Origin of the sequence: Asticcacaulis solisilvae (genome assembly GCF_017875235.1) — a bacterium.
GTDB lineage: Bacteria > Pseudomonadota > Alphaproteobacteria > Caulobacterales > Caulobacteraceae > Asticcacaulis > Asticcacaulis solisilvae_A.
In genome coordinates this window covers 183,345-196,242 of sequence record NZ_JAGGMI010000003.1, presented here as the reverse complement: position 1 = coordinate 196,242, position 12,898 = coordinate 183,345, and the positions used below count along the sequence as shown (strand labels likewise).

13 protein-coding genes are annotated in these 12,898 nt (G+C 61.7%); 8 read left to right on the top strand and 5 right to left on the bottom strand.

Going from position 1 to position 12,898, the window contains the following annotated elements; genetic code table 11:
* Nucleotides 1-25: 25 nt before the first annotated feature.
* Together J2X24_RS07230 and J2X24_RS07225 are read right to left on the bottom strand one after the other, a co-directional pair.
* Nucleotides 26-403 carry a hypothetical protein gene (locus J2X24_RS07230; RefSeq protein WP_209718815.1) on the bottom strand — a complete coding sequence of 126 codons (378 nt, stop codon included), beginning with the start codon at nt 401-403 and terminating at the stop codon, nt 26-28.
* A 4-nt stretch (nt 404-407) separates the two neighbouring features.
* On the bottom strand, nt 408-770 hold the full coding sequence (locus tag J2X24_RS07225; RefSeq protein ID WP_209718813.1) for a hypothetical protein: 363 nt from the start codon (nt 768-770) through the stop codon (nt 408-410).
* Nucleotides 771-879: 109 nt separating this feature from the next.
* Between J2X24_RS07225 and J2X24_RS07220 the strand changes: the two genes are divergently transcribed.
* The 7 genes from J2X24_RS07220 (at nt 880) to J2X24_RS07190 (ending at nt 9,944) form a co-directional block, all read left to right on the top strand.
* Nucleotides 880-1,596 carry an RlmE family RNA methyltransferase gene (locus tag J2X24_RS07220; protein WP_209718810.1) on the top strand — a complete coding sequence of 239 codons (717 nt, stop codon included), beginning with the start codon at nt 880-882 and terminating at the stop codon, nt 1,594-1,596.
* Between the two features lie 34 nt (nt 1,597-1,630).
* Entirely contained in the window at nt 1,631-2,785 is a 1,155-nt protein-coding gene (locus J2X24_RS07215; RefSeq protein WP_209718807.1) for a 2OG-Fe(II) oxygenase family protein, read from the top strand.
* A 607-nt stretch (nt 2,786-3,392) separates the two neighbouring features.
* Nucleotides 3,393-4,850 (top strand): IMP dehydrogenase, encoded by a 1,458-nt coding sequence (gene guaB, locus J2X24_RS07210; protein ID WP_209718803.1) that lies wholly within the window; start codon nt 3,393-3,395, stop codon nt 4,848-4,850.
* A 2-nt stretch (nt 4,851-4,852) separates the two neighbouring features.
* Nucleotides 4,853-5,251: an MAPEG family protein gene (locus J2X24_RS07205; RefSeq protein ID WP_209718801.1), complete on the top strand. Its 399-nt coding sequence runs from the start codon at nt 4,853-4,855 to the stop codon at nt 5,249-5,251.
* A 1-nt stretch (nt 5,252) separates the two neighbouring features.
* Entirely contained in the window at nt 5,253-6,596 is a 1,344-nt protein-coding gene (locus tag J2X24_RS07200) for an RsmB/NOP family class I SAM-dependent RNA methyltransferase (protein WP_209718798.1), read from the top strand.
* Entirely contained in the window at nt 6,593-8,140 is a 1,548-nt protein-coding gene (gene guaA, locus J2X24_RS07195) for a glutamine-hydrolyzing GMP synthase (protein ID WP_209718795.1), read from the top strand. The genes J2X24_RS07200 and guaA overlap by 4 nt, the downstream gene beginning before the upstream one ends.
* Before the next feature lie 175 nt (nt 8,141-8,315).
* Nucleotides 8,316-9,944 (top strand): ABC-F family ATP-binding cassette domain-containing protein, encoded by a 1,629-nt coding sequence (locus J2X24_RS07190; protein WP_209718790.1) that lies wholly within the window; start codon nt 8,316-8,318, stop codon nt 9,942-9,944.
* A 109-nt stretch (nt 9,945-10,053) separates the two neighbouring features.
* Here the strand turns inward: J2X24_RS07190 and J2X24_RS07185 are convergent, their stop codons facing one another.
* Both J2X24_RS07185 and J2X24_RS07180 read right to left on the bottom strand, forming a co-directional pair.
* A complete protein-coding gene (locus tag J2X24_RS07185) occupies nt 10,054-10,644 on the bottom strand; it encodes a hypothetical protein (protein WP_209718787.1) in 591 nt (196 codons plus the stop codon).
* A 10-nt stretch (nt 10,645-10,654) separates the two neighbouring features.
* Nucleotides 10,655-11,203 (bottom strand): methylated-DNA--[protein]-cysteine S-methyltransferase, encoded by a 549-nt coding sequence (locus tag J2X24_RS07180; protein ID WP_209718784.1) that lies wholly within the window; start codon nt 11,201-11,203, stop codon nt 10,655-10,657.
* 66 nt (nt 11,204-11,269) lie between these two features.
* Here J2X24_RS07180 and J2X24_RS07175 point away from each other — a divergent pair, with 66 nt between their 5' ends.
* Nucleotides 11,270-11,737, top strand: coding sequence for a group II truncated hemoglobin (locus J2X24_RS07175; RefSeq protein ID WP_209718781.1), 468 nt, complete (start codon nt 11,270-11,272; stop codon nt 11,735-11,737).
* Here J2X24_RS07175 and J2X24_RS07170 read toward each other — a convergent pair.
* The gene (locus tag J2X24_RS07170) at nt 11,734-12,828 is read right to left on the bottom strand and encodes a serine hydrolase domain-containing protein (protein ID WP_209718778.1); all 1,095 of its coding nucleotides are present in this window, start codon (nt 12,826-12,828) and stop codon (nt 11,734-11,736) included. The two genes, J2X24_RS07175 and J2X24_RS07170, sit on opposite strands and share 4 nt — an antisense overlap.
* Nucleotides 12,829-12,898: the final 70 nt, after the last annotated feature.

Genomic DNA, 12,898 nt, shown 5'->3' with positions numbered 1-12,898 from the left:
GGCGCACGGCATTTCAATAAAAGACTCAGGCCGTGCATTCCTTCGGCTTGGGCTGCGATGTGTCCTTGTCCCACAGGGCGCACGACCGGTCGATTTCGCCCTGGATCATCTGGCAGCTGTTGGCGACGTTGCAAGGCGGGTGGGTCGCCGGGCTGACCATGCGGCAGCGTTCGGCCAGCCTTTGCGCCGCTGTTTCGCCGATCTCGGCGCGGCATTGGGGTGGGCTGGGCGAGGCGGCTTCGGCCATGGCGGCGGAAGTGGCCGATACCGCCGGCTTCAGGCCGGGATCATGAGAGGGCGGGATGACCGATGGCGCTTCAGCGGACGATGCGGCTGGGGACGACGGTCCCGGAGAGCAGGCCGTGAGCGAAAGCGCCAGTGTCGCCAGGATAAGCGCGCGCATCCCCTTAGTGTTCCGTGACGCCGGAGCATTCCGGATGCTGGCCGCCGCTGGCGCTTTGGGCGCTGTTGCTGCTGCAGCCCAGCGCGATTTCCTGGCGGATGGCCTGGCACGTCGAGGTGTCGTTGCAGTCGGGCTGGCTCTTGCCGGACACCGCCTTGCACTTCTGGATCAGCTTGAGCGCCTCGGCGTCGCCGATTTCCGCCGCGCAGGTGCCGGGTGTGGCGGGCGTTTCGGCCAGTTTTGACATGTGCGCGACTTGCGACGCCGTGCCGGGCCCACGGTCTTCACCGCCGCTCATGGTATCGCGTGAGCACCCTGCCGTCAGGACAAGGGCGGACAGGATGGTGGCGGTTGCGAATATACGCATGGACTGCTCCTTGAATCTCTTGCCCCGTTATTGTGCGCCTGCCGGGATTTATGCCGAGACATAAGTAAAATTCGATGTGGTTTCAGATAAAACCCGTTATAGACGGCGCATGAACGATACCCCTGATGAACCCGAACGCCGCCGCATGGTCAAGCCGCCGGCCGCCGGCAAAGGCTCCGGCCGCGGCATCGGCCACACGGCGCTGAAGACGGCCTACAAGCGCACGACCTCGCAGCAGAAGTGGCTGGAGCGGCAACTGAACGACCCCTATGTCGCCCAGGCGAAGGCGGAAGGGTGGCGGTCGCGCGCCGCCTTCAAGCTGATGGAGATCGACGACCGTTTTCATCTGATCAAGCGCGGCGTGCGCGTCGTCGACCTCGGCTGCGCACCCGGCGGCTGGGTGCAGGTGGCGCTGAAACGCGGCGCGGCGTTTGTCGCCGGTGTCGACCTGCTGCCGGTCGATCCCATTCCTGGCGCCGAACTGCTCGAGGCCGACTTCACCGACCCCGAGGTCAGCGTCCGCCTGATGGAGATGATGCACGGCAAGCCCGATATCGTCCTGTCGGACCTGGCGCACAATACGGTCGGCCACAAACAAACCGACCACCTGAAGATCATGGGATTGCTGGAGCTGGCGTCGGAATTCGCCATGTCCAACCTCAAAACCGGCGGCGCCTATGTCGCTAAAGCTTTCCAAGGCGGCGAAACCGAAGTCCTGCTGCGCACGCTGAAGGTCCGCTTCGATAGCGTGAAGCACTTCAAGCCGAAGTCGAGCCGTGCGGATTCGTCTGAAATCTACATTGTTGCGACGGGCTTTAAGGGGTAGTCTGTGCACGCATAGCCGGGGTTTAACAGAAAAGATGACAGCGCAGGTCCAGCCGCTCAGCGCGGCGCAATACGTCAATCTTAGCCCTGGTGACGCGGCGCCGTGGTTTCACCAGACGACGGCGGTCAACCCTAGCTATGCCTTCCATTCGGTCGGCGGACGCTACATCGTCATGGGGTTCATCCAGACGGCGTCGGACGCGGCGGGCAAGGCGGCCTATGAGGCCGTACTGGCCAACCAGGACCTGCTCGACGACAAGACGGCCTGCTTCTTCGGCATCAGCGTCGATCCGGCCGACGAGGCCCGGATGGTCGACCAGACTGTCGGCATCCGCTTTTTCCGTGATTACGATGCGCGCGTGTCGCGGCTTTACGGCGCCCTGCCGCGCGATCCGGGCGCGACCCAGCAACAGCAGTTGCGCCGTTTCTGGCTGGTGCTCGACCCGACTTTGCGCGTCATGGCGCTTTATCCGATGGTCGGCGACGGGCGGATACTCACCGACGTTTTCGATTTTGTCCGTGCGCTGCCACCGCCGGGTCTGTTCGCCGGTGTCGAGCTTCAGGCGCCGGTCCTGTACCTGCCGAACGTCTTCGAGCCGCAGCTGTGCCAGGACCTGATCGGCCTCTACGACACCCATGGCGGCGATTTCAGCGGCTTCATGCGCGAGCAGGACGGCATCACCATCGGTGTGCGCGATCCCAGCTTCAAAAGCCGCAGCGACTATACCCTGGTTGAAAAGGACATGATCGCGCGCACACAAGCCGCCGTCGTCCGCCGGGTCGTGCCGGAAATCAAGAAGGTGCATCAGTTCGTCGTCACGCGCATGGAGCGCTACATCGTCGGCTGTTATACGGCCGAGGACGGCGGCCATTTCCGCGCCCACCGCGACAATACGACCGCGGGCACGGCGCACCGCCGCTTCGCCGTGTCGATCAACCTCAACGATGATTTCGACGGCGGCACTTTAAGCTTCCCCGAATATGGTCAGCGCCAGTACAAGCCGCCGGCGGGCGCGGCGGTGGTGTTCTCCTGCTCGCTGCTGCATGCCGTGGCGCCCGTGACGCGCGGCAAGCGTTACGCCTTCTTGCCGTTCCTCTATGATGACGCGGCGGCGAACCTGCGCCAGGCCAATCTGCACAAGCTGTCGCGCGACGAACCGCTGGACCTGCGCGCCAAGGTGGTCGAGTAAGAATTGCGATTTGCTAACTATGCAATAGGTGCATTTTTTTAATACGATCGGCGAATGCAACCCAAACCCCTTCATATTATGGCTATGCAGAGGATTGCTGAGCCTGCGTTGGTCCAAGAACTCCAGCGAGTAGGTCTATCCCCGGTGGGATTGTTCTTGATGGCGCATCCCTCAGCGATTTCTGCGGAAGGGCAGTGTGTATTTGAGTATGCAATCCACGAACACGGTTCAGATATTCCGACGGTAAAAGCAAGGGCTACCGTCGATGCATTTAGTGGGGAAGTCCGGTCCGAAGCGTCGCTAACAGGTTTGCCTCCTTGGGCACTACGTTGACGTCCTGTTATCGGGTTGGTCGAATCTAGCTCCGGGTAAGCAACATCGACCCACCTTGCGTTCCTCGACAAATTCGCCGGTAGTTTGTCGATAAACGTACATTGGTGCTATCTAATACGGGCTCGAACCCTCCAATACTGCCTAATCGACGTCCGAGGGGAATGTTCACAGCGCGTCGCAAACTCAGGCATATCTGTAACAATAATTTGCCCGGAAGGTCTTTACCTCCCGGGCGGATTGGCATATGCACGGCCCGCAAAATGGAGAGTTCCTTATGGACATACGCGAAGGCCTAACCTTCGACGACGTTTTGCTAGAGCCCGGTCCGTCGGATGTCATTCCGACCCAGGTCGATACGAAAACGAAGTTTACCCGCGACATCAATCTCAATATTCCGTTGGTCTCGTCCGCCATGGACACGGTGACCGAAGCGCGTCTGGCCGTCGCCATGGCCCAGGCCGGCGGCATGGGCATCGTCCATCGCAACCTGACCGTTGATCAGCAGGCCGACGAAATCCGCGCCGTGAAGCGGTTTGAATCGGGCATGGTCATCAACCCGATCACCATCCATCCGGACACCAAGCTCAACGAAATCCGCGACATCATCGCGCGCCGCTCGATCTCGGGCTTCCCGGTCGTCGAGCCGGAAACGAAGAAGCTGGTCGGCATCCTGACCAACCGCGACATCCGCTTTGAAAGCGACGGCTCCAAGACCGCCGCCGAACTGATGACCCGCGAAGGCCTGATCACCGTCACCGAAGGCGTCGATCACAGCAAGGCGCGTGAGCTGATGGCGCTGCACCGCATCGAGCGCATCATCGTCGTCGACGAAGGTTATCATGCCGTCGGCCTGATCACCGTCAAGGACATGGAAAAGTCGCAGGCCTATCCGAACGCCGCCAAGGACGCGGCCGGACGCCTGCTGGTTGGCGGCGCATCGACTGTCGGCGACGCCGGCTATGAGCGGTCTCAGGCCCTCATCGAGGCGGGCGCCGACGTCGTCGTCATCGACACTGCCCACGGCCATTCCAGCCTGGTCGGCGAAGCCGTCCGCCGCATCAAGCGCGAATACAACCACGTCCAGATCGTCGCCGGCAATGTCGCGACCTACGACGCCACGCGTTCGCTGATCGACGCCGGTGCCGACGCCGTCAAGGTCGGGATCGGGCCGGGCTCGATCTGCACCACGCGCATGGTCGCCGGTGTCGGCGTGCCGCAGCTCACCGCCATCATCGACAGCGCCCGCGCGGCGCGTGACACCGGCGTGCCGGTCATCGCCGACGGCGGCATCAAGCTGTCGGGCGACCTCGCGAAAGCGATCGCGGCGGGCGCGTCGAGCGCCATGCTGGGGTCGATGTTCGCCGGCACCGAAGAGGCGCCGGGAGAGGTCATCCTGTACCAGGGCCGGTCGTACAAGTCCTATCGCGGCATGGGCAGCGTCGGCGCCATGACCTCAGGTTCGGCGGACCGCTATTTCCAGAAGGAAGTTCGCGATTCGATGAAGCTGGTGCCCGAGGGCATCGAAGGGCAGGTGCCGTTCAAGGGACCGATCGGCCCGGTGATCCATCAACTGGTCGGCGGTTTGCGCGCCGCCATGGGCTATGTCGGCGCCCCCGGTATCGCCGAATTCCAGCAGCGCGCGCGCTTTGTGCGCATCACCAATGCGGGCCTGCGCGAAAGCCACGTCCACGACGTGATGATCACGCGCGAGGCGCCGAACTACAGGCAGTAGCGATGACGCAGGAGCTGACGGTTCTGGTATACGCGGCGGTGCTGGGCCTGGTCATGGTCCTGCTGCCGCCGGTCGTCGATGGCGCTACGGGCGGACGGCGTTACTTCAACTGGAACGCCGGCACGCGTGACACGCCGTTCGAGGTCAACCCGACGGCGGAGCGTTTAAGGCGCGCCTTCAGCAATTTCATGGAAACATTTGTTTTCTTTGCTGTGATCGTCATTGCTCTGGCGTTCGCGGACAAGTCGTCCGCGCATTCCGTCAACGGCGCCTGGCTCTATCTCGGCGCTCGTATCCTGTATGTGCCGTGCTACGCCTTCGGCATCAAATACGTCCGTTCCGCCGTCTGGGCCGTGTCGCTCGCCGGTATCCTCATGTGCCTTTATACGCTTCTGACCTGATATGACCCCAGCCGCCCGACTGCAAGCCGCCGCCGATATTCTCGACCAGATGGCCGGGACGCGCGCGGCGGCGGAAACCGTGCTCAAGACCTGGGGGCAGGGCCACCGCTTTGCCGGATCCAAGGACCGCCGCGCCATCGCCGACCGCGTCTACGGCTGCCTGCGCGCCAAGGCGCGGCTGTTGTGGGCCATGCAGGCTGACGAAAAAAAGCCGGGGGCAGGACGCGCCATGGTTCTGGCCTCGCTGGCCTTGGTCGACGGCCTGGCCTTGCCCGAGATCGAAGCGCTGTTTTCCGGCGCAGGCTACGGCCCGCAGCCGCTGAGCGACGCCGAGCGCGAACGTCTTTCGGCCGGCGAGGGCGTGGCGCCGCAGTGGGTGACGACTGGCCTGCCGGAATTCGTCGTTACGCGCTTCCAGCAGCAGTTCGGCGACGACTGGGCAGCCGAAGCGACCGAGCTTATGACGCCACGCGCGCCGATCGACCTGCGCGTCAATGGCGCCAAGGCGACGCGCGACGACATGATCCAGGCGCTGAAGACTGAAGGCTTAAGGCCTGAAGAGTCTCCGTTTTCTTTATTTGGAATCAGGCTTCCCGCAGAGCCGCCGCCCAACCTGGCCAAGCTTGACATCTATCAGTCCGGCCGCATTGAAATCCAGGACGAGGGCTCGCAGCTGGCGGCCTTTATCGCCGGAGCGGGGTTATTGCCCGGCGCGCCCAAGGTCGTCGATTTCTGCGCCGGCGGTGGCGGCAAGACGCTGGCGCTGGCGCAAATGATGGCGGGCATCGGGGAAATCTACGCCTGCGATGTCGTCGAAAAGCGCCTGAAGGCCATCGAGCCACGCCTGCAGCGCGCCGGCGCTACCGCACACCTCATCCACTTCTTCGATCCGGAAGACGAGGCGCAGCTTGAAATCCTGAAAGGCGCCGACCTTGTGCTGGTCGATGCGCCGTGTTCAGGCTCCGGCACCTGGCGCCGTCATCCCGAAGAGGCCCATCGCCTTAATGAGGGTGAGGTCGAGCGCCTGCACAGCCTGCAAACCCATATCCTCAACCGCGCCGCATTGTGCGTAAAGCCCGGCGGGCGATTGGTCTATGTTACCTGCTCGGTGCTGGACGACGAGAACGCAGCGACGGCCGATGCCTTTGAGGCGGCCAATCCCAGTTTTGACGCCCTGCCGCTGCACGATCTGATCGACGCGGCCAAAGGGATGTTCATTGATACAAAAGGCGCGGCGGGCCTTGTGAAACACGCCAAAACGGGGCACAGGCTGCGCCTGACCCCACATACGACGCAAACTGACGGCTTCTTCATCGCCGCCTATACGAGGACGCAAATTACGTGAGTGTAAAGCCCCACGAAACCCTTCTGATCGTCGACTTCGGCTCCCAGGTGACGCAGCTGATCGCGCGCCGGGTGCGCGAATGCGGTGTCTATTGCGAGATCCATCCCTTCACCAAGGCGGGTGACGCGATCGACAGCCTGCGTCCCAAGGCAGTCATTCTGTCGGGTTCGCCGCATAGCGTGATCGAAGCGGGGCCGCGTATTGACGCCCGGCTGTTCGAGATGAACTTGCCAGTATTTGGTATATGTTACGGCGAACAGTTAATGTGCGATCTTCTCGGCGGCAAGGTCGAGGGCGGGCATCACCGCGAGTTCGGTCGCGCCGAAATTGAGGTCGTCAAGGACAGCCCGATCTTCAAGGGCCTGGACCGCAACGAGACCGTCTGGATGAGCCACGGCGACCGCGTCACCGCCATCCCCGAAGGCTTCGAGGTCATCGCCGTCTCCGAAGGCGCGCCCTATGCCGCCATCGCCGACGAAGCGCGCAAGTTCTATGCCGTCCAGTTCCATCCGGAAGTCGTGCACACAGTGCGCGGCACCGATATGATCCGCAACTTCCTGTTCGAAATCGCCGGCTTTACCGGCGACTGGTCGATGGCCTCTTTCCGCCAGGAAATGGTTGCCAAGATCAAGGCGCAGGTCGGAACGGGCAAGGTGATCTGCGGCCTGTCAGGCGGCGTCGATTCCTCGGTCGCCGCCGTGCTGATCCACGAAGCCATCGGCGAACAGCTGACCTGCGTCTTTGTCGACACCGGCCTGCTGCGCAAGAACGAGGGTGAACAAGTCGTCTCATTGTTCAGAGATCACTATAATATTCCGCTGGTACATGTTCAGGCACAAGAGATTTTCCTCGGTGAGCTGAGGGGCATTTCCGACCCGGAAACCAAGCGCAAGACCATCGGAAAGCTGTTCATCGATGTCTTCGACGCCGAAGCCGCCAAGATTGACGGCGCCGAATTCCTGGCCCAAGGCACGCTTTACCCCGACGTCGTCGAAAGCGTGTCGCCGTCGGGCGGCCCGTCGGCGGTCATCAAGTCGCACCATAATGTCGGCGGCCTGCCGGACTACATGAAGCTGAAGCTGGTCGAGCCCCTGCGCGAACTGTTCAAGGACGAGGTCCGCGCACTCGGCCGCGAACTGGGTCTTGATGCCGCCTTTGTCGGCCGTCACCCGTTCCCCGGACCGGGCCTGGCCATCCGCATCCCCGGCGAAGTCACGCCGGAAAAGGTCAAGACGCTCCAGGACGCCGACGCCATCTACCTTGAAGAGATCCGCAAGGCGGGCCTTTACGACCAGATCTGGCAGGCCTTTGCCGTCCTGCTGCCGGTCAAGACGGTCGGCGTCATGGGCGATGCCCGCACCTATGAGGATGTCCTGGCGCTGCGCGCGGTGACGTCGAGCGACGGCATGACAGCGGACTTCTACGAGTTCCCGTGGCCGGTGCTGGGCCGCTGCGCTACGCGCATCGTGAATGAGGTCCGCGGCGTTAACCGCGTCGTTTACGATGTGACGTCTAAGCCCCCCGGCACCATCGAATGGGAGTGAAATCGCGGTCTTTGGCCGATTGGTGCGTCAGCTTCGCTTGCAGGTACCTCTAGTACCTGCGGCGCTCGCTTCCTGCCACTCGACTCAAATCTCACGATTTCAGCCCCGCCTGCCATTTTTTAAATTCAGTTCGACGCCGTCCCCAAGGATGGCGTCACCTTTTTGAGTAAGACCCATGATCCGCCTTGACAATATCAGCAAGCAGAACGGCCACCAGATCCTGTTCATCGACGCGTCGATGACCATCCAGAAGGGCGAGAAGGTCGGTCTGGTCGGGCCCAATGGCGCTGGCAAGACGACCCTGTTCCGCATGATCACCGGCCAGGAACAGCCCGACGACGGTCAGGTCGGTATCGATGCCGGCATGACGATCGGTTATTTTAGCCAGGAAGTCGGCGAAATGTCCGGCCAGAGCGCCGTCGCCGCCGTCATGGATGGCGTCGGCCCGGTCAGTGCGCTGGCGACCGAGATGGCGCAGCTTGAAGCCGCCATGGTCGATCCGGACCAGGCCGACGAACTGGATGCGATCATCGAGCGTTACGGCGATGTCCAGGCGCGGTTTGAGGAACTCGACGGCTATGCGCTCGATGCCCGGGCGCGTGAGGTTCTGGCGGGCTTAAGCTTCAGCCAGGAGCGCATGGAAGGCGATGTCGGCCTTCTGTCCGGCGGCTGGAAGATGCGCGTGGCCCTGGCGCGTATCCTGCTGATGCGCCCGGACGGCATGCTGCTCGATGAACCCTCGAACCACCTGGACTTAGAGAGCCTGATCTGGCTGGAAGGCTTCCTGAAGGACTATGACGGCGCGCTGCTGATGACCTCGCACGACCGCGCCTTCCTCAACCGCATCATCGGCAAGGTGGTGGAAATCGACGCCGGCACGCTGATCACCTATTCGGGCGATCTCGACTTTTACGACCAGCAACGCGCCCTGACCGAAAAGCAACGCCAGGCCCAGTACGAACGCCAGCAGGCCATGCTGGCCAAGGAAATCAAGTTCATTGAACGCTTCAAGGCGCGCGCCAGCCACGCCGCTCAGGTCCAGAGCCGCGTGAAGAAGCTCGACAAGATCGAAAAGGTCGAGGCGCCGCGCCGCCGTCAATCGGTCGAGTTCGAATTCCGCTCACCGCCACGCTCGGGCGAAGACGTGCTGAACCTGAAGGGCGTCCACAAGGCCTATGGCAGCCACTCGATCTATGCCGACCTCGATTTTCTGGTCCGGCGCAAGGAGCGCTGGTGCGTCCTCGGCGCCAACGGGGCCGGCAAGTCGACCCTGCTGAAGCTGGTCGCCGGAGCAACACAACCGGACAAGGGGACAGTGACGGTCGGCGCCAGCGTCAAGATGGGCTATTTTGCCCAGCACTCGATGGACCTGCTCGACGGCGAAGAAACGATTTTCGAGTCACTCGATGGTTCGTTCCCGCAGGCGGGGCAGGGCGCATTGCGAACGCTGGCCGGCTGCTTCGGCTTCTCTGGCGACGATGTCGAAAAGCCATGCCGCGTGCTGTCGGGTGGCGAAAAGGCGCGTCTGGTCATGGCCAAGATGCTGTTCGATCCGCCCAACCTCTTGGTGCTCGACGAACCGACCAACCACCTGGACATGGTGACCAAGGAGATGCTGGTCGCGGCTTTGGCAGACTTCGAAGGCACGATGCTGTTCGTATCGCACGACCGCCACTTCCTGGCGGCGCTGTCCAACCGCGTGCTGGAACTGACGCCGGAGGGTGTGCATCAGTATGGCGGCGGTTACACCGAGTACGTGGCAAGGACAGGGCAGGAAGCGCCGGGTCTGCACCCCGGCGGCTAAGTGAAATCGCGGTCTTCGGCTGATTGGTGCCTTTAGCTTGCGGCGCTCGCTTCCCGCTACTCGATAATTTCACGTCCGGAATAGGCTCTTAATTTACGGACGTTTCTAATTAAGCATGTGCCAAATCACGACTATTATTAACTTGATCGGAAAGGTAGTAAAACCATTCGGATAATACGTCGACAGTGAATAGTAGACGCGTAAGGTCCCAGCGAGCAGGATAAATATCTATACCCGATCTGTCTAATTTTGCTGCATATCTAAAGGTGAGGGAATGAGGATCTATTTTGTCTAATTCCGAGATACAATCTATTACATACTCTGAAATGTAAGTCACGTCATCTGGTATGCCTTCGGCAGTTTTTCTGAACGCATCTACAAGGACGCTAAGCTTGTGCCCAGCACCTTTGGGAACGACGCCGCCAGTATCTTCAATATGCCACTTTAAAGCAACTTCAACCGCGTGACGGAAGTTGAATAAGGCTGGAAAAATTAAACTGTCCCGTTCGCGCCCTTTTATGGCTGCCTTTAATAATATCTCGCTGGCCCAAAAATAGCCTTGCCATATTCGACGTTCCCGCCACTTATCTTTTTGGTCAAATTTGACGCATGGCGCGTTATCTTTAGGGGGGATTACTAGGCGTTTATCTACATCTTGGAGAAATTCCACATAGAGTACCATTTCTTCGTCATCGGTCATGCTACCCCACCTAAAACAAATTGAATTGCTTGGGTTCAAAACGCAGATTGACGCCTTCCAGTTCCAGCATCTTCAGCTTGGTGTCTGAACCGCCAGGCGCGGAAAATCCGCCGAGCTTGCCGCCGGCGGCGAGGCAGCGATGGCACGGGATGATCAGTGCCACCGGATTGCGCCCCATGGCGACGCCGACATCGCGGGCGGCTTCGGACCCGGCGCCAAGCTGCTTGGCCAATGCGCCATAGGTCGTTGTCTGGCCCCAGCCGACCTGACGTAATGCGCCATAGATCGCCTTGAAGAAATCATCCTGGCCGCTGAGGTCGACCGGTACGTGCCCGAAATCGACCGTTTCGCCCTCGAAGTAGCGCTTCACGGCCTCGATGGTTGAGGCAATCTCAGGCGTCTGCGTGCCGGGTTGCATGTCCGGCTCGCGGCGTTTCAGAAGGCGTTCGGTCTCGTCGCGGCTTTGACCGGGCAGTTGAAAACGCACGACGCCATCATTCGTCCAGGCCAGCCCGCAAAAACCTGCCGTCGTTTCAAAGAGCGCATAGTGTGGATTCATGCATCGACCCTATATAAGCCTGACCATAAAATTGGCAGTATAGGCCGGGAAAGCAAGGAAACCAGCATGACTAACGATATTCCAAGCCTTTCGGAATGGGCCGGTGGCCAGCCCGCTTTCGAAAAGCTGACCGAGCTGTTCTACGCCAAGGTCCCGCAAAATCCGATTCTGGCGCCGGTCTTCGCCGGTATGTCGCCCACGCATTCGAAACACGTTGCGGCCTTCCTCACCGAGGTCTTCGGCGGGCCCAAGGCCTATAGCGGGATCGGCGGATCGCACGCCGGCATGGTCGCGCATCATTTCAACCGCAGTCTCACCGAAGAGCAGCGCCGCGCCTGGGTTGCGCTGATGCTCGATACGGCTGACGAAGCCGGGCTGCCGGACGATCCGGAATTCCGCGCGGCGTTTGTCGGCTATATCGAATGGGGGACCCGGCTGGCGAAGCTGAACTCCCAGCCGGGCGCGACCTCCGATCCGGAGGCTCCCATGCCGCAATGGAACTGGGGACCGCCGGGCGGGCCTTGGCTGGGTTAGAAGGCGGAAGCGATTTCGCGGGCGGCCGCTTCGAGATTGGGGCCGTCGATATTGCCGGTGACGGCGACCGAAATCCGCGGCTCGATTAACACCAGCAGATAGCTGCGGCCGCCTGGAGCGCCGCCGCTCAAAGCATATGAGGTGACGGATTTTCCCTTGTGGTCGATCTTGCGCACCCCGCCGCCATAGACAACGCCCGATACCTCGGACCGCGGCGTGAGCGCTTCGGTCAGCCTGGACTTTGGGATGATCTTTCCTTCGGTCAGCCTCGCGCCCACCTCGGCCAGTTGCCGCGACGTGGCGATCAAGCCGCCGCCGCCGAACTTGCACTCGGCGCTGGCTATGGGCAGGGGCACGATGCCTTCAGCGCTGGCATTGCCGGGCAACTGGCTAGCCTTGATGTAGGTGGCCGATTTTGCGGCCTTGGCGCTGTCGAGCTCGAACCGCGCGCCCAGCGTCGTGTTGATCGCCGTCGTGAAGTCCTGCCGGGTTACCCGCGTCAGCAGATGGCTCGCCAGTACAAAGGCAAAGCTTGAATAGTGCTCGGCCGCGCCGGGCGCATTGACGAGGGCGCTGTTCTGAAAATAGGGCAGGGCATCGGCCGGCGTCGCGCAGCGCTTCTGCGCGAAGGCGAGCCAATCCTTTTGCGATGTGTAGTGGCGGATGCCGCTGGTGTGCGACAGAATGTGCTTGATCCGGATGTCGTGGAGTGGCGCGGGCAGGTCGGGTGCGATATCGCCGGCGCGGGCGTCCAGACTCACGCGGCCCTGGGCAACAAGGCGGGCAAAGGCCAGGCCGGTGACCGCCTTGCTGGTCGAATAGATGTTGAAGCGCGTATCGGTCGTGACCGGCGCTTGCTTGGCGATGTCGGCGAAACCAGTGGTCCCGGCCCATGCCACCTTGCCCTTCACGAAGACGGTGGCGCTCAGGCCGGGGTAGTCGGACGCGATCCGCTCAAGCGCTGCCTGGGCGTCTTCGGCCGGTGTGGCGGCGATGGCCGGAGCTGATGACAGGCAGAGCAGGAACAGGCATATAGATTGCAGGTTAGGCATGGACAGGCTTTCAAACGGGCGGCGCGTGACGTCACCCAAAAGCAGGTCCGGGCATTTGTCGCGATGGGTTGCATGAACGGTTGGCGGGATTCACGAACGGTAGATGCGC

Bases quoted from the DNA above. Each gene is read 5' to 3' on its own strand.
- J2X24_RS07220 (WP_209718810.1), top strand. From the start codon at position 880: ATGAACGATACCCCTGATGAACCCGAACGCCGCCGCATGGTCAAGCCG.
- J2X24_RS07185 (WP_209718787.1), bottom strand. From the start codon at position 10,644: ATGACCGATGACGAAGAAATGGTACTCTATGTGGAATTTCTCCAAGAT.
- J2X24_RS07200 (WP_209718798.1), top strand. From the start codon at position 5,253: ATGACCCCAGCCGCCCGACTGCAAGCCGCCGCCGATATTCTCGACCAG.
- J2X24_RS07215 (WP_209718807.1), top strand. From the start codon at position 1,631: ATGACAGCGCAGGTCCAGCCGCTCAGCGCGGCGCAATACGTCAATCTT.
- J2X24_RS07175 (WP_209718781.1), top strand. From the start codon at position 11,270: ATGACTAACGATATTCCAAGCCTTTCGGAATGGGCCGGTGGCCAGCCC.
- J2X24_RS07180 (WP_209718784.1), bottom strand. From the start codon at position 11,203: ATGAATCCACACTATGCGCTCTTTGAAACGACGGCAGGTTTTTGCGGG.
- J2X24_RS07205 (WP_209718801.1), top strand. From the start codon at position 4,853: ATGACGCAGGAGCTGACGGTTCTGGTATACGCGGCGGTGCTGGGCCTG.
- J2X24_RS07225 (WP_209718813.1), bottom strand. From the start codon at position 770: ATGCGTATATTCGCAACCGCCACCATCCTGTCCGCCCTTGTCCTGACG.
- J2X24_RS07190 (WP_209718790.1), top strand. From the start codon at position 8,316: ATGATCCGCCTTGACAATATCAGCAAGCAGAACGGCCACCAGATCCTG.
- J2X24_RS07230 (WP_209718815.1), bottom strand. From the start codon at position 403: ATGCGCGCGCTTATCCTGGCGACACTGGCGCTTTCGCTCACGGCCTGC.
- guaB (WP_209718803.1), top strand. From the start codon at position 3,393: ATGGACATACGCGAAGGCCTAACCTTCGACGACGTTTTGCTAGAGCCC.